18 protein-coding genes and 1 pseudogene are annotated in these 19,072 nt (G+C 56.0%); 8 read left to right on the top strand and 11 right to left on the bottom strand.

Annotated elements, in window-relative coordinates:
• Nucleotides 1–18 precede the first annotated feature (18 nt).
• The 4 genes and pseudogenes from ACK3SD_RS19620 to aptA form a co-directional block, all read right to left on the bottom strand.
• Nucleotides 19–2,637, bottom strand: a complete 2,619-nt coding sequence (locus tag ACK3SD_RS19620) for a bifunctional diguanylate cyclase/phosphodiesterase (RefSeq protein WP_481128000.1) — start codon at nt 2,635–2,637, stop codon at nt 19–21.
• A 196-nt stretch (nt 2,638–2,833) separates the two neighbouring features.
• Nucleotides 2,834–3,071: pseudogene (locus ACK3SD_RS19615) on the bottom strand (VOC family protein); the annotation flags it as partial.
• A 367-nt stretch (nt 3,072–3,438) separates the two neighbouring features.
• A complete protein-coding gene (locus ACK3SD_RS19610; RefSeq protein WP_481127999.1) occupies nt 3,439–4,935 on the bottom strand; it encodes a CoA-acylating methylmalonate-semialdehyde dehydrogenase in 1,497 nt (498 codons plus the stop codon).
• Nucleotides 4,936–4,945: 10 nt separating this feature from the next.
• Complete coding sequence (gene aptA / locus ACK3SD_RS19605; protein ID WP_481127998.1) at nt 4,946–6,277, bottom strand: omega-aminotransferase AptA; 1,332 nt, start codon at nt 6,275–6,277, stop codon at nt 4,946–4,948.
• A gap of 99 nt (nt 6,278–6,376) precedes the next feature.
• Here aptA and ACK3SD_RS19600 point away from each other — a divergent pair, with 99 nt between their 5' ends.
• Nucleotides 6,377–7,273 carry a LysR family transcriptional regulator gene (locus tag ACK3SD_RS19600; protein ID WP_481127997.1) on the top strand — a complete coding sequence of 299 codons (897 nt, stop codon included), beginning with the start codon at nt 6,377–6,379 and terminating at the stop codon, nt 7,271–7,273.
• A gap of 54 nt (nt 7,274–7,327) precedes the next feature.
• On the opposite strand, the gene speG is transcribed toward ACK3SD_RS19600, so the two are convergent.
• Nucleotides 7,328–7,918, bottom strand: a complete 591-nt coding sequence (speG, locus tag ACK3SD_RS19595) for a spermidine N1-acetyltransferase (protein ID WP_481127996.1) — start codon at nt 7,916–7,918, stop codon at nt 7,328–7,330.
• 144 nt (nt 7,919–8,062) lie between these two features.
• Between speG and ACK3SD_RS19590 the strand changes: the two genes are divergently transcribed.
• On the top strand, nt 8,063–8,305 hold the full coding sequence (locus ACK3SD_RS19590; RefSeq protein WP_481127995.1) for a DUF2442 domain-containing protein: 243 nt from the start codon (nt 8,063–8,065) through the stop codon (nt 8,303–8,305).
• A gap of 31 nt (nt 8,306–8,336) precedes the next feature.
• Here the strand turns inward: ACK3SD_RS19590 and ACK3SD_RS19585 are convergent, their stop codons facing one another.
• Nucleotides 8,337–8,768 carry a putative periplasmic lipoprotein gene (locus ACK3SD_RS19585; protein ID WP_481127994.1) on the bottom strand — a complete coding sequence of 144 codons (432 nt, stop codon included), beginning with the start codon at nt 8,766–8,768 and terminating at the stop codon, nt 8,337–8,339.
• 643 nt (nt 8,769–9,411) lie between these two features.
• On the bottom strand, nt 9,412–10,392 hold the full coding sequence (locus tag ACK3SD_RS19580) for a RepB family plasmid replication initiator protein (protein WP_137765318.1): 981 nt from the start codon (nt 10,390–10,392) through the stop codon (nt 9,412–9,414).
• Between the two features lie 781 nt (nt 10,393–11,173).
• On the opposite strand from ACK3SD_RS19580, the gene ACK3SD_RS19575 reads away from it, so the two are divergent.
• From ACK3SD_RS19575 to ACK3SD_RS19565, 3 genes are all read left to right on the top strand, one after another.
• Nucleotides 11,174–11,434: a hypothetical protein gene (locus tag ACK3SD_RS19575; protein ID WP_481128050.1), complete on the top strand. Its 261-nt coding sequence runs from the start codon at nt 11,174–11,176 to the stop codon at nt 11,432–11,434.
• A 381-nt stretch (nt 11,435–11,815) separates the two neighbouring features.
• Nucleotides 11,816–12,547, top strand: a complete 732-nt coding sequence (locus tag ACK3SD_RS19570; RefSeq protein ID WP_481127993.1) for a glutamine amidotransferase — start codon at nt 11,816–11,818, stop codon at nt 12,545–12,547.
• A 115-nt stretch (nt 12,548–12,662) separates the two neighbouring features.
• The gene (locus ACK3SD_RS19565; protein WP_481127992.1) at nt 12,663–13,634 is read left to right on the top strand and encodes a bifunctional helix-turn-helix transcriptional regulator/GNAT family N-acetyltransferase; all 972 of its coding nucleotides are present in this window, start codon (nt 12,663–12,665) and stop codon (nt 13,632–13,634) included.
• 96 nt (nt 13,635–13,730) lie between these two features.
• Here ACK3SD_RS19565 and ACK3SD_RS19560 read toward each other — a convergent pair whose 3' ends face one another.
• The 3 genes from ACK3SD_RS19560 to ACK3SD_RS19550 all read right to left on the bottom strand — a co-directional run bounded on the left by ACK3SD_RS19560 (nt 13,731) and on the right by ACK3SD_RS19550 (nt 16,476).
• Nucleotides 13,731–15,167 (bottom strand): sensor domain-containing diguanylate cyclase, encoded by a 1,437-nt coding sequence (locus tag ACK3SD_RS19560; protein ID WP_481127991.1) that lies wholly within the window; start codon nt 15,165–15,167, stop codon nt 13,731–13,733.
• 416 nt (nt 15,168–15,583) lie between these two features.
• Complete coding sequence (locus tag ACK3SD_RS19555; protein ID WP_137765089.1) at nt 15,584–15,847, bottom strand: hypothetical protein; 264 nt, start codon at nt 15,845–15,847, stop codon at nt 15,584–15,586.
• The gene (locus tag ACK3SD_RS19550; RefSeq protein ID WP_137765088.1) at nt 15,841–16,476 is read right to left on the bottom strand and encodes an AAA family ATPase; all 636 of its coding nucleotides are present in this window, start codon (nt 16,474–16,476) and stop codon (nt 15,841–15,843) included. Before ACK3SD_RS19550 ends, ACK3SD_RS19555 begins: the two co-directional genes overlap by 7 nt.
• Before the next feature lie 258 nt (nt 16,477–16,734).
• Between ACK3SD_RS19550 and ACK3SD_RS19545 the strand changes: the two genes are divergently transcribed.
• The gene (locus tag ACK3SD_RS19545) at nt 16,735–17,181 is read left to right on the top strand and encodes a Ref family recombination enhancement nuclease (protein WP_481127990.1); all 447 of its coding nucleotides are present in this window, start codon (nt 16,735–16,737) and stop codon (nt 17,179–17,181) included.
• A gap of 331 nt (nt 17,182–17,512) precedes the next feature.
• Here the strand turns inward: ACK3SD_RS19545 and ACK3SD_RS19540 are convergent, their stop codons facing one another.
• Nucleotides 17,513–17,998, bottom strand: a complete 486-nt coding sequence (locus ACK3SD_RS19540; RefSeq protein ID WP_481127989.1) for a PH domain-containing protein — start codon at nt 17,996–17,998, stop codon at nt 17,513–17,515.
• Between the two features lie 165 nt (nt 17,999–18,163).
• Between ACK3SD_RS19540 and ACK3SD_RS19535 the strand changes: the two genes are divergently transcribed.
• Together ACK3SD_RS19535 and ACK3SD_RS19530 are read left to right on the top strand one after the other, a co-directional pair.
• Nucleotides 18,164–18,541, top strand: a complete 378-nt coding sequence (locus ACK3SD_RS19535) for a type II toxin-antitoxin system Phd/YefM family antitoxin (protein WP_481127988.1) — start codon at nt 18,164–18,166, stop codon at nt 18,539–18,541.
• Nucleotides 18,538–18,948 carry a type II toxin-antitoxin system death-on-curing family toxin gene (locus tag ACK3SD_RS19530; protein WP_137765845.1) on the top strand — a complete coding sequence of 137 codons (411 nt, stop codon included), beginning with the start codon at nt 18,538–18,540 and terminating at the stop codon, nt 18,946–18,948. The genes ACK3SD_RS19535 and ACK3SD_RS19530 overlap by 4 nt, the downstream gene beginning before the upstream one ends.
• Nucleotides 18,949–19,072 lie beyond the last annotated feature (124 nt).

The raw sequence follows: 19,072 nt of genomic DNA, 5'->3' as shown, positions 1-19,072 counted from the left end.
GCGGGGCGTCATGCCCCGTCAACGCCCCTCCTCCCCACTCTTGCCAGAACCCATCGCCGCCAGCCGCTCACGCAGCGCCGCCAGCTCCAGCGGACGATCCACCAGATAGCCCTGCATCTCGTCGCAATCCAACATCTTGAGCTTGTCCAACTGCGCCTGTGTCTCCACTCCCTCGGCGGTGATGCTCAGGGAGAACGCCTTGCCCAAGCCAATGATGTTCTCCACCACCGCATTGGCGTTCTCATCATGGGGCATCGCGTCGATAAAGGATTTATCCAGCTTGATGCCGTCGAACGGGAAGCTGCGCAGGTAACTCAGGGAGGAGTACCCGATGCCAAAATCATCAATCAGCAAGCGCACACCGAGCGCCTTTAGCTCCTGCATCAGCGCCAGGCTCTGCTGTGGGTTGTGCAGCGTCACCCCCTCCGTCACCTCAATCTCCAGCCGCTCTGGCGACAGCCCGGCGGCCGCCAAGGCTGCCTTGACCCGCTCAATCAGCCCGCGTGAGCCAAACTCCACGGCGGAGATGTTCACCGAGATGGCGAGATCGCCCAGCGCCTGTGCCGCGTCCCGGCAGGCGGTGCGCAGTACCCATTCGCTGATGGCGTTGATAAGCCCGGTCTCCTCCGCCAGCGGGATAAACTGGTCAGGCATAATCACCCCCAGCTGCGGGTGATCCCAGCGGATCAGCGCCTCGACGGCCGTAACGCGCCGCGAGTGCAGATCGTAGCGTGGCTGGTAGACCAGCCGGAACTGTTGCAGGCGGATGGCGTCCCGCAGGCTCTCCTCCAGCTCGCGGCGCTGCACGATCTGCTGCTCCATCTCTGGCGCGTAGAAGCGCCAGGTGTTACGGCCGGCGTTTTTCGCTTCATAGAGGGCGATGTCCGAGAAGCGCAGCAGCTCGCCCGCGTCCACCGCGTCCTGTGGCGCGAGCGCGATGCCCATGCTGACGCCAATGAAGATCTCATTGCCGCTAACGATGAATGGCTTGCGTACCTCAGTCAGGATGCGCGCGCAGATCGCCTCAATCTCCTCGCGTCGCATGATGTCCGGCAGGATCAGGATGAACTCGTCGCCGCCCTGCCGCGCCACCAGATCATACTCGCGCAGGCAACCGCGCAGGCGCGCCGAAACCTCATGCAGCACCGCATCGCCCGCCGGGTGGCCGAACAGGTCATTCACCGGCTTAAACTTGTCCAGATCCAGGCTGACCATCGCCAGCGGATGCTCGTTATCTGGCAACGCCTGCAATTTTCCCTCCAGGAACTCGCGCATCCGCGTGCGGTTCGGCAGGCCGGTCAGCTCATCATGCAGGGAGAGGTACTGCACCCGCGCTTGTGCCTCCACCTCCAGCGTGACGTCGGTGGCGGTGCCGCGGTAGCACACCGCTCCACTCTCGGTAATCACCGGTTTCAGGGCGATGTGGCAGTAACGTTGGTGCCCCTGCGCGGAGAGGTAGCGGCAGTGCAGCAGGCGGCGGTGGCCGGTCTGCCCCGGCTCGGTGATCCAGTCGCCCAGCGACACGTTGTCCGCCTGCATGAATTCCGTCACTGGCTGGCCCAGCCACGCGGCGATGCGGTGGCCAGTGATGCTGGGGAAGCGCTCGGAGAGGTAGGTGAAATTGAGCTGGGCGTCAGTCTCCCAGATCCAGTCGGTGGTGGCCTCCGCCACATCGCGGAAGCGGCGCTCGCTGGCGGTCAGCGCCTGCCGGTGCTGCTCCAACAGGAAGTTGTTCTCATCGTAGAGGCGCGCCTTGTTGAGGGCGCTGCGCATCATAAAGACGGCACTGAGGCCGGTTATCACCCCCAGCGCCAGCAGCAGCGGCAGGATGTAGCGCAACAACTGGCGGCCCGGCTCCGCGCTGCGCCACGCCAGCGTCACCTCGCCACTGGGCAGTGGCACCCGCAACGTGCCCAGCCGGGGGCCATGCGCGGTGTCGCCCTGCGCCACCCTCACCTGCTGGATGCCATACTCGTTGCCCAGCGCCGCCAGCTTCTGCGGCCCCAGCACGTCCACAAATACCAGCAGCGACGGCGGCCCCGTCACCGGGCTGACATGCCCCCCGTTGCCCGCCGAGAGGGTGGAGGCTGCCAGCAGCGCCAGATTGCCGTTCAGCAGGAACCGCGCGCTGGTGGAGGACTCACTTTCGTCCGGCTTCAGGCCCGCGTGGATCAGCGGCAACGGATCGCTGCCCAGCCACTGCGTCAGGCTCAGGGAGGAGAGTTTGCCCCGGATGACGCTGTAGCGGGTGTGACCCTGCCCATCGATCACAAACAGCCCCTCGTAACCGAAATCCGAGTACTGGGAGGCGCCCAAGTTTTCGCGGCTGTAGGCCCAATCGGTATTCACCTCAACATGCAGGTTCTCATAGGCCTCGCTCCACCACGCGTTGTCGTTGGTGTGGGTTACCAGTCGCTCCAGCCGGTTGTCGAGGGCCTTTTTCAGCAGCAGCGCACTCTGCGCGTCTGCCTGATCATTGAGGTTGCCAGCAATGCTGACCAGCGCGCCAATGGCGATGGCGAACAGCAACGCCAGCAGTGCCATCACCCAGCGCAGGGTGCGCCGGATAAAGGTAGTGGTGGTGTGATGGTCGCCGTCAGGCGCCAGAAAACGCTTCACAGAGATATTTTTCTTCATTCACTCTTACCAAATCAGGTTTCGGATGGGTGCGAACAGCGGAGAAGCCGCGCGGCGGCTGGCCCCGTCCCGGCCGGCTGCAAGGCGGGCCGCTCTGTTATCGGCACGGCGGGCGAAAGCCTGAAGGCTCAACGGATTAAGCTAAGTATAGTGAATGGCGGGCGGGCAGGGCCTGCCCGCGGCAGGCCCGTCAGGATCAGGGTTTCCAGTGGCGCAGGGAGGTTTCGATTTCATAAGGCAGTGGTGAGGGCAAAGAGATCAGCTCACTCACGCTGCCCGTAGCAGAAGAGGTTGCCCTCGCCGCGCTCGGTCGGGAACATCAGCGGCTGCGGCGCGGTAAACATCTGCCCGCCCGCCGCCTCGAAACGGCTGACCGCCGCTGCCATGTCATCGACATAGACCGCGACGTGCTGTAGCCCGTGGTCGCTGGGTCTCCTGGCGAAACTGGTCAATATCCTCTTTCAGGCCATCAGTGGCCGATCGCTTGCGCTTCAAATTCTCTTCCGCATGTTTAAAGAACATCGCTCTTGCAGACATACCCTTCGCCCTCCTCCCGCTGGTGAATTGTTTCTGGCTCGCCAGAGTGATTGATGCCATCGCAGGAGAAGTGAGGCGACAGAATAGACAGCAAATCAGAAATCGTCATTTCTCTGCAATTGAGGCAATGATAAGCGCACAGCCCCGCCGGCCCCTTGGCGGCCGGGCGATGTGGGGAAAAATGATAACAATGAGAAATGTGATAAGGCCGATCTCCTGCTGGAAACCGGCCTTAAAGGGGGCCATTATCTGGTCGGGAAGGGATTAGCGGTGGCTGGGAAACGCGAACTGCGCCGCTTCCTGACTCTGCTGCGCAGGCCAGCGTTGGGTGATGGTTTTGCGGCGGGTATAGAAGCGCACGCCGTCCGGCCCATAGGCATGGAGATCGCCAAACAGCGAGCGCTTCCAGCCGCCGAAGCTGTGGAAGGCGACCGGCACCGGCAGTGGCACGTTGATGCCTACCATGCCCACCTCAATCTCATTGCCAAAGCGCCGCGCCGCCTCGCCGTCACGGGTGAAGATGCAGGTGCCATTGCCATACTCATGGTCGTTGATCAGCGCAATGGCCTCCTCCAGCGAGGCGGCACGCACGATGCAGAGCACCGGGCCAAATATCTCCTCCTGGTAGATGCGCATCGCTGGTGTGACATGGTCAAACAGGCAGCCGCCAAGGAAGAAGCCCTCCTCATGGCCCGCCACCTGAAGGGAGCGGCCATCCACCACCAGCGTCGCGCCCTCGGTGAGGCCGGTCGCGACATAGCCCGCCACCTTGTCACGGTGGGCGGCAGTCACCAGTGGCCCCATGTCCAGCCCGCACTGGCTGCCCGCGCCCACCTTTAGGGCAGTGATTTTCGGCGTCAGACGGGCGACCAGCGCGTCCGCCACCTCATCACCGATACAGACCGCCACGGAGATGGCCATGCAGCGCTCGCCACAGGAGCCATAGGCCGCACCCATCAGCGCGCTGACCGCATTATCCAAATCGGCATCCGGCATCACCACCGCATGGTTTTTTGCCCCGCCCAGCGCCTGCACACGCTTGCCGCGCCGCGTGCCTTCACTGTAGATATACTCGGCGACCGGCGTGGAGCCAACAAAGCTGATGGCCTTGACGTCCGGGCTGTCGAGCAGCGCGTCCACCGCCTCCTTGTCGCCGTTCACCACGTTCAGCACCCCGGCTGGCAGGCCAGCCTGCTGGAACAGTGAGGCGATCAGCAGTGTAGAACTAGGATCGCGCTCGGAGGGCTTCAGCACGAAGGTATTGCCACAGGCGATGGCGAGCGGGTACATCCACAGCGGCACCATCGCCGGGAAGTTGAACGGCGTGATGCCAGCCACCACCCCCACCGCGTGGAAGTCGCTCCAGGCGTCAATCTCCGGCCCGGCGTTGCGGCTGTACTCACCTTTCAGCAACTCCGGCGCGGCACAGGCGTACTCAACGTTCTCAATCCCACGCTTCAGCTCGCCCGCCGCATCCTCCGGCGTTTTGCCGTGCTCCTCGCTGATCAGCACGACAATCTCCTGCTCATGCGCCTCCAACAGCTGCTTGAAGCGGAACAGCACCTGCGCCCGTTTGGCCGGTGGCAGGTTACGCCACGCCGGCAGTGCGGCCTTGGCGGCGGCAATCGCCTCCTGGACGGTGGCGGCGCTTGCCAGCTCCACCTGGCGGATCACCTCGCCGGTGGCGGGGTTGTAGATCGCGGCGGTGCGGCCATCGGCCGGGCGCATCTCGCCATTGATCAAATGGGTAAGGGTGGTCATGTCAGGTTCCTCAATCAATATGGTGCAAGGCGTCGCCCACGGCATCAAACAGCCGATCCAGCTCGGCCGGCGGGGTGTTGAACATTGGGCCAAATTGCAGGGTATCGCCGCCGAAACGCACATAGAACCCGGCTTTCCACAACGCCATGCCAGCATCGAACGGGCGCACGATCGCATCGCCCTCACGCGGGGCCAGCTGGATGGCACCCACCAGCCCGCAGTTGCGGATGTCCACCACGTTCGGGCAGTGGCGCAAGGCATGGAGTGATGTCTCAAAGTGCGGCGCCAGCTCTGCCGACTGTGCGATCAGCCCCTCGCTCTCGAGCAAACCAAGCGTTGCCAGCCCGGCGGCACAGGCCACCGGGTGCGCGGAGTAGGTGTAGCCGTGGCCAAACTCCACGGCGTGCTTCGGCAGCGGCTGCGCCATAAAGGTGTCATAGATCTCGCTGCTGGCGACCACGCCCCCAAGCGGGATTGCCCCATTGGTGATCTGTTTGGCAAAGTTCAGCAGGTCTGGCGTGACGCCGAAGTACTCCGCCCCGCTCCAGCGCCCCATGCGGCCAAAGCCGGTGATCACCTCATCAAAAATGAGCAGGATGTTGTGCTGCGTACAGATCTCGCGCAGGCGCTGGAGGTAGCCCTGCGGCGGCACAATCGCCCCGGCCGAGCCGGAGAGCGGCTCAACGATTACAGCGGCGATGTTGGAGGCGTCATGCAACTCAATCAGCTTCAGCAGCTCATCCGCCAGCGCCACGCCACCGCTCTCCGCCATGCCGGGGGTAAAGGCCAGATGGGGTTGCAGGGTGTGCGGCAGGTGATCGACATCCATCAACTGCCCGAACATTTTGCGGTTGCCACCGATGCCGCCGAGGCTGGTGCCCGCCACGTTGACGCCGTGGTAGCCGCGCGCGCGTCCAATCAGCTTGGTCTTTGCTGGCTGCCCTTTGGCGCGCCAGTAGGCACGCGCCATCTTCACCGACGTGTCCGCGGACTCCGATCCAGAGCCGGTGAAAAAGACGTGGTTGAGCGTGCCCGGCATACGCGCGGCGATCTGCTCTGCCAACCGGAAAGAGAGCGGATGGCCGTACTGGAAGCCGGGCGAGTAATCCAGCGTTCCGAGTTGTTTGGCAACCGCCTCCTGAATGTCGCGGCGGGTATGCCCGGCACCACACGTCCACAGTCCGGAGAGGCTGTCATAGATCTGCCGCCCTTTGTCGTCGGTCAGCCAGCGCCCCTCGGCGGCAACAATAAAGCGCGGGTCACGCTGGAAATTGCGGTTGGCGCTGAACGGCATCCAGTGCGCTTTCAGGTTCAGTGATGAGGTGTCAATGGCGTCAGACATGGTGTTTCCTCCCAACAAGTGTAGGAAGAGTTTGCATCCAAGCCTTAGGTAAGTTAAATCCATATAAACACATCTTTGGTTATGGAATTTCTCACCTATATGAAAAACAAATCGCTGGCTCAGGTGACCGATTTTGAGATCCGGTTATTGCGCATTTTCAAGGTGGTGAGTGAGTGCGGCAGCTTCTCGGCGGCAGAAGGATTGCTCGGCATTACACGCTCGGCCATCAGCCTGCACATGAGCGATCTGGAGAAGCGGCTGGGGATGCGGCTGTGCCAGCGCGGGCGCGCGGGCTTTGCCCTGACGGATGAGGGGCGGGAGATCCTGCATTACAGCGATACCATGATGGCGGCGATTGAGATTTTCCGTCAGCAGGTCAACCAGATGCACAAGCACTTACGCGGTGAGATCAATATCGGCATCATCAACAATCTGGTGACGCAGCCGATGATGAAGATCACCCACGCGCTGGAGGCGCTGCGGGAGAAAGGGCCGGAGATCCGCATCAACCTTAGCATGAGCACCGCGGCGGAGATTGAGCGTGGCCTGATGGATGGGCGACTGCATGTCGGCGCACTGCCGTTCACTGCGCCCATTTCCGGGCTGGACTACCGCCAGCTCTATGATGAGCACTCAAACCTCTACTGTAGCCACACCCACCCGCTGTTTGCGCTGGAGGGCGAGCCGGATGACGCGCAGCTGGCAGAGCATGACGCCATCGCCCCCAGTTTCCGCATGACCGCGCAGGCCATCGGAATGCACCAGATGCTGAACTGCACCGCCACCGCCTCTGACCGTGAGGGCATCGCTTTCCTGATCCTCACCGGCCGCTTCATTGGCTTTCTGCCTGACCACTACGCTGCCCAGTGGATCGCCAGGGGGATGATGCGCGCCATCGCGCCCGAGCGCCTGACCTTCAGCAGCAGCATCGCCATCGTCACCCGCAAAGTGCGCCGCGCCAATGCCATTCTGGAGCTTTTCCTGGACGCCCTCTGACTCCCGCGATGATCGGGGCGGATGATGTGAAGCCCCGGCGGGCCGGGGTTGACCTCAGGAGGAGAAGCGCTTCAGGTAATCGGCCTGGAACAGGCACATGCGCATGACGTCACGGTATTTGCCGTTGATAAAAAACTCCTGCTTCAGCACGCCCTCTGTTTCAAAGCCAATCTTGTTGTAGATATGGATGGCGTGGGGATTCTCTTTATCCACGATCAGGTAGATTTTGTGGAGGTTCAGCACGCTGAAGCCGTAATCCATCGTCAATTTGATGGCTTGAGAGGCAATGCCCTTGCCGCCAAATTCCGGTGCCACGATGATCTGGAACTCCGCGCGGCGGTGGACGTGGTCTATCTCCACCAGCTCCACCAGCCCGGCATTCAGCCCCTGATGCTCAATCAGGAAGCGGCGCTCCCGCTGGTCATGGATATGCTCATCATACAGCGCGGAAAGCTCGGCAAAGGTCTCATAAGGCTCCTCGAACCAGTAACGCATTACATTGGCGTTGTTGTCCAACTGGTGCACGAAACGCAGATCCTCCCGCTCCAGCGGGCGCAGCTTAATCACCGGCGCGTTTTTCTCCTTGGCTTTGGCGGCCTCACCCTTCTTCGCCAGCGCGTTTTTTTCAGTGTTGGTTATTTCCATATTCCACTCTCCTGCCTGATTAGGGTCTTTGGGCAGTGTATAGCAGGGTGCGCGCGCGTTATACCACTTTTCCGAGACGGGCCGCCCGTGGACGGTGGGCGTGGGCGCTCCTATCATTAACGCTGGATCTGACGTGGAGGCATGATGAGCGTATCAATCAAGGCAGCGAAGTTTAGCGATGGCAGAATGTGGCTGGAGTTGAGTGATGGCCGTACCCTGGGAATACCCCTGAAGCCCTTTCCGCGTTTACGGAGGGCCAGCCCAGACCAGCTGAGCCAGTATGAGCTAAGCCCTCGGGGCATTCATTGGGAGGTACTGGATGAGGATCTCTCTTTGCAGGGGCTGCTCTCCACGCAGCCATTGGTCGATCTCCCTATCCGCCCCTGACAGCAAAAAGCCCGCAATCTGCGGGCTTGTTCTATTGCATCACTAGTGGGCTGGCAGTCAGCGCCAACGGCGCATCAATCGATTTCGGTTTCAAGGTGTACATCCCGCCGTTGAACGGGTCTACCAGGAGGTAGCCAATCACATTGAAAGAGATCAGGTTACCAGCGATGTACCAGCCATTGACCTCGGCCTCAATGGGCAGCGTGGTCGGTTGGTAGTTCTTTCTGGTAAAGGTGACCTGATAGCCCTTCTTGCCGAAGTAGTCACCGTTTGATTTTTCCAGCGTCACGTCCTGTGGAGTAATGCCTTGGGCAACCACTTTTCCTGTCTCATCAGAGATGGCAAAGTGCGCCCCGGTCGGGTTGCTGTTCACCTGCACCAGCTGCGTATCATCGCCTACGATGGTTGCACATCCTGTCAAAGACATTGAAGCCAACAGTGCCAACATCACTAAATGTTTCATACTTATCCCTTTGATTATTTTCTATAAATTTGTTTTAACCTTGAAAGCGGCAGTTATAAAACCTAACAGTAAGTTTAATCCCAAGATAACTGGGCAAGTGTTCCGTGTCCGAATGGAAGGTTCAGCCAAAGATAGGCTCACCCTTTGCCCCTAAGGAACAAGGCCCGGAGACATCCATTATCTGACGCAATATGCCGTCCGTTGAACATAAGCTGTAGTGAGTAGATTACTCACTACAGCTTATGTTGCTCACTACAGCTTATATCTCGGTATTGCTCGCTTATCGACAACACAACGTCAGGGCATAAGCTGAAGTGAGCCGCCGGGCGCTGAACGGCAAGCAAGTGACCCGCTGTAGCAGAGCTATCGGCAACCTTCGGGCGGACTTTAGGCGTTTGAGCGAGAAAGTGATCGGGCAATATAAGCTGTAGTGAGTAAGTTACTCACTACAGCTTATATTCAAAATACCGGTGAGAAGCCTGTACCGCTTGGGGAGTGAAAGGGGGCCAGCACAGAAGCGGCGCAGCGGTGGCGGCAGAAGATAAGCTATAGTGAGTAACCTTACTCACCAGCCACTATAGATAAGCTGTAGTGAGTAACGGCCTGACAAATGCCATTGCGTTACTCACTCCAGCTTATGCCGCTATTGGTTTTTGAACAACTTTTCAAGGTCTTCCATGGTGATGCCCAGCTTTTCCAGCACCTGGAGCTTCTTCGCCAACGCTGGATCCTGTTCGGCCACAACGGCCGGGGTAGTCGGGATCACCTCTTCACTGGCGTTCTTTGGCGCTTTCAATTTCGGCCGGCGGTAGTGGACGTTGAAAAAGACCGCCCGCCCGCGCTGCACCTCGGTGTAGTCCAGATAGCCAATCTCTTTGAGCTGCTCCATCGCCCGGCGCACCGTCTGGTTCTGGGAGAAGACAGGAGATTTCAGGTTCAGCCTGGCCCGCAACCGGGCCAGTGAGATAGGGGCGGGGTTCTTCGGCAGGCTCTCAATAAACGTATAGATGGCCTGAGCCGACTCCCGGCGCTTCAGCACGTTGATGGCCTTGAGCTGCAAAAGGACTTTATGATCAAATTGGTAGAGTTCAAACAACCGCGGATCGGCCTGAAGGATCACAATATCTTTGGCGGTGTCGTAGTAGGCAGATTGCACGAGATGGGTGACGTACTCTTTCGTGTGCTCTTTGGTATTGGCAGTGAATGAGATCACCGTACCGGCAATCCGTTTCAGGGAGGGACTGATACGCTCCCGCAGCTTTTTAGACGAGCGGCTGGAGGGGATGCCACACAACTTGGCAAACTCGACAAACGGAAGCTGTACCTTGTCGCCAATAACCTTATGCTTGGCAAAGGAGTGAATGATCCCCACCCACGTCTTGAAATCGTTGTCCATGTCCAGCCGGGGGCCGACAATTTCAACCTTATCAAAGCCTTCGGCCTTAGCCAGCGTCAGCCGTGATAGCTCTTCAGTGGCATCAGTGACTGACAGGGTATTCTTTTTGCTGTTCTTGAGGGACTTGAGCGTTGGGACAAATACCCCTAGCCGCATCAGTGCCACCGGCTGCACCGTGTTGTTGGCATTGGGTGTCAGCGTCACCAACTCACCGGTGACCTTGTCCACTTCCTGGAACAGGTTGTCAAAATCAATGCTGTCGTTATCCATGGGACTCCAGGTAGATACGGTGGCCTGACTACAGCAGAAAATGGCCAATTAACGCCGCCTGTTGTGCACCCCGCGCGGTGGACACTTTACGGCAAATCTTGCAACAAAAGGGATGTATCGACATAAGCCATTGTAAATAAATGATAAAATCTATCCACCGGATGGATGCCCATTTTGCCCCTCCCGCTCACTATAGCTTATGTCATCCGCTAATTATAGCTTATATTCAGCCACCTACAGCTTATCGGTTACTCACTACAGCTTATATTCTACTGTTTTCCGCTTATGTGAACCCCCTGCCAGCCCAGACGTGGCGCGGCCTGCGGCGATCGGGGATCTCTTTTGGATCTTAGAGGGATCTTATACGGATCTTATTATTAGGATCTGGCCGGTGGATAAGTGGATAACCTTTTTGGCAAACATGGTGTCGGCATCGCTGAAAAGCAGGGAGGTGCCTTGAACCTACCCAAGCCACTTTTGCTACGGCCATACACTCCAGATTCATCTCAGGCTATCAGGAATAATTATCCATCAATAAAACTTAACTGTCCCAACATTGCTTTCTCTCGGAAACAATAACGAGCAGGATTGGGATAAATTAAAGTGTTACTCAATTATGACATTTTCGTGACATCGTATCAGGGGTATTGTGTTTTGTGTTAACAATGCTCTATTTTAGTAAGCCAAATTCGGTTTCAGTTGTAATAAAAGTTTAATAAAGGAGTATTCTGTGAGTGACATGACTTCTCTTACCATCAAGATCCCGGTGCCACTCAAAGAGCAACTGCGGGAATACGCAGAACAGGAGCAGGAAAGCTTAAGCCGTATTTCCGAACAGCTGCTGCTGTCAGCACTGGAAAACCGCGGCGCGGCAGAACTTATCAATGCTGAAGAAGTAGATAACCAGCATATTCAGGAAGCGGCTGAACCTGAAGACGCAGTGCTGACGGCCAAAGAGATCAAGGCGTTAAAGAAACTGTTGAAGAAAAAAAAAGGATAATAAAAAGGCCGTCCCTTACCTGGCTTTGATAACGTGTGTTTTATAGACACGCCATCTACGGGTAACAGGATATGATATTCAGGACGCCATGTTTTGGCGGCCAACAGGCTACCCAGGATGCTTAATCGCGAATTTACCCTAATCTGATATTCCAGCCCTCTTTCTTTAAAGGACAGTCCCAAAGGATTATTTCGTTACCGTGACACAGGTCGCAGGAAATAGGGCTGGAACTGCTTTCAATTATTTTCCCCTGCCCTTCTACGGTCGTTTCATTCCCTGTTTTTCGCCCCTCTGAGTTAAACAAAATCGCATAGTGAAGCCAGCCTGAGTTTTGTTAGGCTGATTATCAGGTTTCCCCTTCACTCATGGAGCATAATAACGATGGAATCCACCCCTCTACTGCTTATTCAGGTTGGTACTCCTCCAGAGACTATCCGCACTGTCCATGGCGATCTGCCTGTGTGGTTTACCCATGCTTTGGCGTGCGAACCAGCGTCCGTTCAGGTTGTCCGGGTGTTTGAAGGGGATCCCCTGCCCCCACCCGATGCCCGCAGAGTTGCTATCATCACCGGATCGTGGGCAATGGTAACGGAACGCCTTCCCTGGAGTGAACGCACTGCCGAGTGGATCCGTGCCGCGATGGCCATCAATATGCCGCTGTTTGGGATCTGCTATGGCCACCAACTGATGGCACATGCACTGGGCGGTGAGGTGGATTATCACCCAAGGGGACGTGAGATTGGCTGCCACCAGATTCGCCTGCGACCAGAGGCGAAAAGTGACCCAATGCTCTCTGGCTTGCCCCCACGCTTTGCCGCGCACCTGACCCATATGCAGAGCATCATCCGCTTACCCCCCGGTGCCGAGGCACTGGCAGATTCCGATCACGATGCTTTCCAAATTGTCCGTTATGGGCCGTACGCCCTCTCCACGCAATTCCACCCTGAATTCACTGCCGAGATACTGGCTGCCGTGATCACTATGCGCGCCGATCTGTTGCGTGCGGAAGGCAAGGATCCTGATGCACTGTTGCAGGCATTAGGTGGCACGCCCCATGCGACCCGCCTGATGCGGGACTTTGTCACTGCGGCGGTTGCCCTACCGGCGGCCTGAACGCAGCCCTTGTCAGTCAGGCCACTCTGTTCCTGACGGGAAACAAAACAGGGCGTTGACAACCTTCCTGTTAAAATGGTTGTATTATACAACAATAACGCAGCGAAGGTTTCCTATGTCACCCAATCAACTGGTTGTAGAAAATATCCGAGTCTCCTCACGCCTGATGGTGCGTGAGTTAGGATTTATGAATGCCACACTGGCGGCAACCCCCTACTCTCCCTCTGCCGTCCATGCCTTACTAGAGATAGAGAGCCACACGGCCATGACGGCCGTGCAGCTGGTGCAGTTACTTGGGCTTGAGAAGTCCAGCGTCAGCCGGATGCTCAGCAAATTGATCCAGTGTGGGGAAATTGAAGAAGTTGCTGCGCCAGACGATGCCCGCCTCAAACAGCTTCAGCTGACCTCCAAAGGCCGTGAGACGGTCGCCCGCATCAATGACTATGGCTCCATGCGAGTGCTTGACGCCTTGGCACATCTGGATGCCACCCAGCAGCACTCCGTCGCCCAAGGGCTGGCGGCCTACGCACAAGCCCTGAAAGCCTGTCGGGATGAACCTGCTTCTCCCGTGCTGGCTGGCATAACAATTCAGGCCGGTTACCAGCCGGGTATGATTGGCCGGATTGCCGAGATGCATGGCCGCTACTACGCCAAGCACCATGGTTTTGGGCATTTCTTTGAGGGTAAGGTGGCCTCAGGTTTGGCGGAGTTTGCTAGCCGTCTGGAGGCCGCGGACAATAATATCTGGCTGGCAATTCATCGTGGCCAGATTGTCGGGTCAGTGGCGATTGATGGTGAGGACTTAGGTAACAATGAAGCGCACCTGCGCTGGTTTATCCTGGATGAGGGATGCCAGGGGGGCGGCGTGGGCAGAAAACTGCTGGCTGAAGCGATGGCCTTCTGTGACCAGCGCGGGTTCTCAGCCGTGCATTTATGGACGTTCAGCGGCCTGAATGCTGCCCGCCGACTCTATGAATCCTTTGGCTTCACGCTGACAAAAGAGTGGCAAGGCGACCAGTGGGGCAACAACATGTTGGAGCAGCAATTTACCCGCCCCACCCTTTCACCGCCTGATCAAGTGCGATAATAGCCCCCAACTTGCAGGAATCAAAAAGGCATCTTAAAGATGCCTTTTTAGTACCAATATGGTGCGTTATTGATATTTATTAGGTGCCATTTTGACTCATGAAATTCTGTCCCAGGCACTGACAATGCAATTGCGGCCCGAGCGCTTGGCAGTATAGAGTGCGGCGTCTGCCGACTGCTTGAGTGTCAGGGCGTCACTGCCAGTAACAGAGGTACTGATACCGGCACTGAGTGTGATGATCTTCTCCGGTAACAGCGAGGCATGGTGCGGCAGCGCCGCCTGACGGATGGTCGCCAGAATGCGTTGCGCCAGCTGTTCGGCAGCCTCAATGTCGGTGGCCGGCAGGATCAGCGCGAACTCCTCACCCCCGTAGCGGGCAACAATGTCAGTGCTACGGCGCGGCAAGTATTTCAATATATCTGCCACCCTTTTCAGGCACTCATCCCCAGCAACGTGGCCCCGGCTGTCATTGTAGCTTTTGAAAAAATCGATATCACACATGATTAAGGAAACTGGCTCCCCGGTCAGGGCCGCACGGGCCAGACTCTGCTCCAGACAGATATCAAACTGGCGGCGATTGCCCAATCCGGTCAGCCCGTCAATCAACGCCAGATCGCGCAGTGTCAGGTTGGCGCGCGTCAGCTCATCCCGCGCTAACAACAGCTCCTGCCGATGTTCGAGCGTTTTGCGGAACTGCTTCAGCATCAGGCGGCCAAACAGCACCACGGTCAGCAGCAGCAAGATATTCGGAAACAGGATGGCGATATTATTTTTGAGCCACTGGCGTTTCAATACGCTCTTATCCAGCCCAACCGCCACCACCAACGGATAACTGGTCAGTTGCGCATAACCAAAAATGCGCGTCACGCCATCAACAGGTGATCGCCAGGTGCCGCCGCCTAAGGGTGAGGCTCTCAGCAACTGGCGATAGAGCGGCGTCGAGGCCATGCTTCTATTAATGATGATATCCGGGAATGGCCGGACATACAGCACGGTGGAATCCAGGTGGGTCAGGCCGAGCAGGTCGGTCGGGGCCATCTCATAGTAGCCATAGAACTGGCGGAAAAAATCGACCCGCACAGTGCCGAGCACCACGCCGCGAAAGTGGCCCGCGGCATCATTTATTCTTAGGGAAACCGGGATAATCAGATCGCCCGTGGAGCGGCTAGCAATCACATGGCCAACATGGATATGGGTATCCGTATGGCTGCGGTGCCAGCGGAAGTATTCACGATCGGCGTTATTGGCATGGGGCAACATTTTTTTGCCAGAGGTCGCGAGCCAGTTCCCCTGCCCATCATAAACAAACAGGCCATGCAGCTGCGGCAAGCGGCTTTTCTGGATGCCCAACAACCCCTGTGGGCCAATATAGTGTTCAGGGTGGTTAAAGATGTCATCGCTATGGCGGAGGATATCCTCCAGCGTGATCTGCACTTGCAGGAAAGTGTCTTCGGCCTGGCGCGAGAGGGAGACGGACTGGTTTCTGGCCTGCTTTTCGGTGTCTTGCAGGGTGTGCTGCCAGGATTGCCACATGGACCACCCGACTACAGTAATCACGGCGACACTGATAATGAGCAGAAAAATTGCCATGACACGATCAGGCGATTTGAAGCGGGATAAAGCCAAACAGTCCTCCGGGAAGGTTAAACGTCGTGCGGCATCACGCCGCCAGTGCATCCGGTTTGCAGCCTGCCGGCGTGATGAGCGCTGCGGCATCGCAGGCCCATTTCCTCGACCTGCCTTTTGAGGGCGCTACTTTAACAGGAAGTCATCACGTGAGTGGTTGGTTGAGCAGGGTTTCTCCCGGAGTTATCCACTGATTCTGTGGATAACCCTAATGGGCAGAGTACGGCGATACTCATCAACATTGGCAAAAATACGCACTTTTATCATACCAAAAAGGCACCTATAAGGTGCCTTTTTGGTACTAATAAGATACCAAAAAAGTATCAAGATAACTCATTCAGGCCATGTTCGGCGTAGAAAGCCAGCGCGTAGCGGATCATATTGAGTTTGGAGCGCTGGGTCTTCTCACAGAGCGCTTCCAGTTGGGCAAACTCATACTCATTGAAAGGAACGCGGATCGCCTTATAGTCACGCTTGGCATCCTTATCTTGTGAAGGTGCCACCGCCACACTGTTATCGGCCTGGGCGGCAAAGGCTTCAATTTTCTTCTCTACCGGTACAACCGGTGGCTCGCGACGCTTTACCATGTGATCAACTCCTGTACCAGACACTGGATTTCCGCTTTGGCCTTGCCATTATCCATCTCCACCACCCCTTTACCTTCTGACATGCAGTCACGGTAAATTTTGCGATCGCGTATAACGGTGTTGAGCAGCTTCAGTACCGGGAAGTCGGCCAAATAATCTTTGGCTTCCTGAGTCTCATTGACCACCGGATTGGTGGGTGCCATGGTCAGCACCGCGCAGGGGCGCAACGCATCATTAATATCCAGCGCCTGAGTAATGATGTCGTTCAGTTTTGGCAGGGTGTCGAGATCGGGTTGGGAAGGGCGGAAGGGTACTAGCAACACATCGGCGGCAGTCATACCGGTACGCAGTTCTCGGCTGTCGCGGCCAGCGGAGTCCACCACTACATACTCATAACGTTTGGCAAGGTCGAGCAGGGTTTCACGAATATTATCGAACTTCTGGATACTGTGGACAACCGACAGCCCTTCCTGACTATTGCGATCGGTCACCCAATTCGACGCGGTGCCCTGACGGTCAGCGTCCACCAGAATGACATCTTTCCCCTGACGTGCCAGCTCTGCACAGATATTGGCGGCCGTTGTGGATTTCCCACACCCGCCTTTCTGACTACCAATAAGTATAATCATGACACCTTCCTGGAGTTAAATGAGTGCTTAATTAGTACCAATTGAATATCAAAAAGGCTCACATTTCAACTTCTTTGATGACCGTCCGGATTGTCCGTTATGCATTTGTTGGCAGCGGGAAAGACATTATCTGTAATCGACATGTTGGATGAATAAATGGTGTTCAAGCGCCATGGCTGGCTGATGAATAGCGCTATCAATGCCTCAATGCCCCTATAGCCTGTGCCGGCCATCGATGGAGTGACGGAAGAGAAGAAGATGCACCAGCTGGTGGAGAAAGCCCAGGCTAAGCGCCAGCAGGCAGTTAGCAAGCCACCAGCGGCGGCCAGGACGCGAAAGCCGGCGCGCAGTCTGGGCACCAAGGGGCGTAGCCCTACCGCCGAGGAGCGCGGCATCATGGCCGCCCTGGGCACCCTTCCATGCATTGCCTGCCTACAGCATGACATTCTCACAGAGCAGGTCTCATTGCACCACATTGACGGCCGGGTAAAGCCGGGCGCGCACAAGCTGGTGCTGCCATTGTGCGAGTGGCACCACCAGCTGGCCGCGCCGGCAAGGGTTCGTGATTGTTACCCGTGGCTTGTACCCGTACATGCCGCAGGCACTGTAGGCGGAAAGCGAACCTTTGAGGCTTTGAATGGGACTCAGTACGAGCTGCTGGCGCTGGCATATCAGATGGCGCGCATCGATATACCCCTAATCTAAAATGTATTTTATTTTATGAGCAAAAATCGCCTAAGTAATCGCCGCAGAAAGCTTTTCTGGCACGTCAGTAAGCAAAAAACTGCCACTCCACCACCCGCAAAAAAATCCGTCTGACCGAGCATCACGTATTGTTTTTGGTGCCTGGGTTGATTAAAGTGCCCTGGCATTTACATGACCGTCGTTATCGATTTCAGTTAAGATTCAACTTACCTTGATGAACAAGAGCTGCCCCCGGGCGGCTCTTCCCTTTTCTGGCGCTTGCCAATTATCATTTTCAAATGAAATAAAAAAGGCCACCCTTTAAAGATGGCCTTCTAAACGCTATCAAATCTTAAACTGCTTCTCTTTCTTCAATGTAATTGTTAACGATTCGTCTAAAGTCTAAGGGTTTTTTGATAGATGGAATTGGGGTGCCTGTGCCGCCAGTTCCTTTAACAACAATATTCCCATACCCGAGCAAGCGCCCCATAATTCCTTGATTTACCTCTAAACTTTCGACTTTATCAAGGCGTAGTTCAACAGTAGTTCTGCGGATAAAGCCAAATTTAGCGATGACGCGCTTATTTGTTAATGCAAGCTCTGTAGTTACGATGATCAGGGTGACCTTAAGAAGGAGAAATGCCCCCACTAAAATGAAAAACCACGAAATGCCAGGAATGTCGTCGCCACCGCTCCCACGAATAAGTGCTCCTAACAGCCCTATCAGCAAACACACTGTACCAATTACTATTACGAATAAGAAGGAAAGCCAAGATACATGGGCGCGGGTGATTACCTCTTCACCTTTAGAAAGATTTGAATCGACATAACTAGCCATACACCATCCTTAAATATGTAAAAAATCGTAAACATTATAATTTATTAGGAACATTCTTAAAAGGAACACTTGAGGATTTTCCACTTTCGGCTTTTTAACTTCAGCATACTTGCCAATCCTTCATCCTAGCGCTAACCTGTACATGTACATATCTAGGAGCTTGCTATGAAAAATATTAGCTATACACGTATGCGCGATGAGCTTGCAGATGTACTTGAAGCATTACGCAACGGCGAGCAAATCATAGTCACCCAACGCGGTAAACCTGACATCTTGCTGAGTGCCCGAGCTGCTGGTGGCGTGGGTGTATTAGGTTTTATGAATAAGTCTGATGATAGGGCTGACATCTACGCTGGAAACGCCACTACTTGGGATCCTATGGGCTTACCTAAGCATCTAACTGAGTCCGTTAAAAAGGCCGAAGATTTAGCGCACCCGCACAGATCAATTTTACCTCCGGGTAGATCGCTTTCTTTTGATGAAGCGATTGAAAAAACACGCAAGAAACACGCAAAAATAATTAAGGCTCTGGAAGATAAATGATGGAGATCATTTTCCTGACTACGGAACAGGTCATCAACCTTCAGAGAGTAACTTTGCCTAACAGTGGTACGCCAAACCTAGATAGGCTCGAAGGAGCACTTAATCGAGTGCAAACTCTTCACCATTATGAAAATTGCGATGATGTTTTTAGCTTGGCAGCCATGTACCTGGTGGGCATTGCAAAGGCTCATGCCTTCAATGATGCGAATAAACGCACAGCCTTTCAGGCCGCATCGATATTCCTGATGATGAATGGCTTTGAGTTGGATGCATCCTATCACCTGGTAAAGACAACCGTTCTCGCTGCTGAAAGTGATGCAACCGTTCAGGAGACAGCTTATGCGCTGCGCCTGCTTTCCAACTACCGGGAGGATCTGATGGATGGTTACGAAGGAGACTATCTCTAATGTGGCCGACAGCTGACCAACATACTCAATTTGCACTGGTCAGCCGCCTGCCCTATCATGCGCCCCGATGCGTAATAACTATATTGGTTCCTGCTGAATAGTTCGCTGATCTTTAATGCGTTTT

The sequence above is a fragment of the Chimaeribacter sp. YP20170169 genome, from assembly GCF_056739715.1.
Note: the sequence above shows the minus strand (reverse complement) of the source record. Positions and strands in the feature narration are given on the sequence as shown.

Bases quoted from the DNA above. Each gene is read 5' to 3' on its own strand.
- ACK3SD_RS19620 (WP_481128000.1), bottom strand. From the start codon at position 2,637: ATGAAGAAAAATATCTCTGTGAAGCGTTTTCTGGCGCCTGACGGCGAC.
- ACK3SD_RS19610 (WP_481127999.1), bottom strand. From the start codon at position 4,935: ATGACCACCCTTACCCATTTGATCAATGGCGAGATGCGCCCGGCCGAT.
- aptA (WP_481127998.1), bottom strand. From the start codon at position 6,277: ATGTCTGACGCCATTGACACCTCATCACTGAACCTGAAAGCGCACTGG.
- ACK3SD_RS19600 (WP_481127997.1), top strand. From the start codon at position 6,377: ATGAAAAACAAATCGCTGGCTCAGGTGACCGATTTTGAGATCCGGTTA.
- speG (WP_481127996.1), bottom strand. From the start codon at position 7,918: ATGGAAATAACCAACACTGAAAAAAACGCGCTGGCGAAGAAGGGTGAG.
- ACK3SD_RS19590 (WP_481127995.1), top strand. From the start codon at position 8,063: ATGAGCGTATCAATCAAGGCAGCGAAGTTTAGCGATGGCAGAATGTGG.
- ACK3SD_RS19585 (WP_481127994.1), bottom strand. From the start codon at position 8,768: ATGAAACATTTAGTGATGTTGGCACTGTTGGCTTCAATGTCTTTGACA.
- ACK3SD_RS19575 (WP_481128050.1), top strand. From the start codon at position 11,174: ATGACTTCTCTTACCATCAAGATCCCGGTGCCACTCAAAGAGCAACTG.
- ACK3SD_RS19570 (WP_481127993.1), top strand. From the start codon at position 11,816: ATGGAATCCACCCCTCTACTGCTTATTCAGGTTGGTACTCCTCCAGAG.
- ACK3SD_RS19565 (WP_481127992.1), top strand. From the start codon at position 12,663: ATGTCACCCAATCAACTGGTTGTAGAAAATATCCGAGTCTCCTCACGC.
- ACK3SD_RS19560 (WP_481127991.1), bottom strand. From the start codon at position 15,167: ATGTGGCAATCCTGGCAGCACACCCTGCAAGACACCGAAAAGCAGGCC.
- ACK3SD_RS19555 (WP_137765089.1), bottom strand. From the start codon at position 15,847: ATGGTAAAGCGTCGCGAGCCACCGGTTGTACCGGTAGAGAAGAAAATT.
- ACK3SD_RS19550 (WP_137765088.1), bottom strand. From the start codon at position 16,476: ATGATTATACTTATTGGTAGTCAGAAAGGCGGGTGTGGGAAATCCACA.
- ACK3SD_RS19545 (WP_481127990.1), top strand. From the start codon at position 16,735: ATGCACCAGCTGGTGGAGAAAGCCCAGGCTAAGCGCCAGCAGGCAGTT.
- ACK3SD_RS19540 (WP_481127989.1), bottom strand. From the start codon at position 17,998: ATGGCTAGTTATGTCGATTCAAATCTTTCTAAAGGTGAAGAGGTAATC.
- ACK3SD_RS19535 (WP_481127988.1), top strand. From the start codon at position 18,164: ATGAAAAATATTAGCTATACACGTATGCGCGATGAGCTTGCAGATGTA.
- ACK3SD_RS19530 (WP_137765845.1), top strand. From the start codon at position 18,538: ATGATGGAGATCATTTTCCTGACTACGGAACAGGTCATCAACCTTCAG.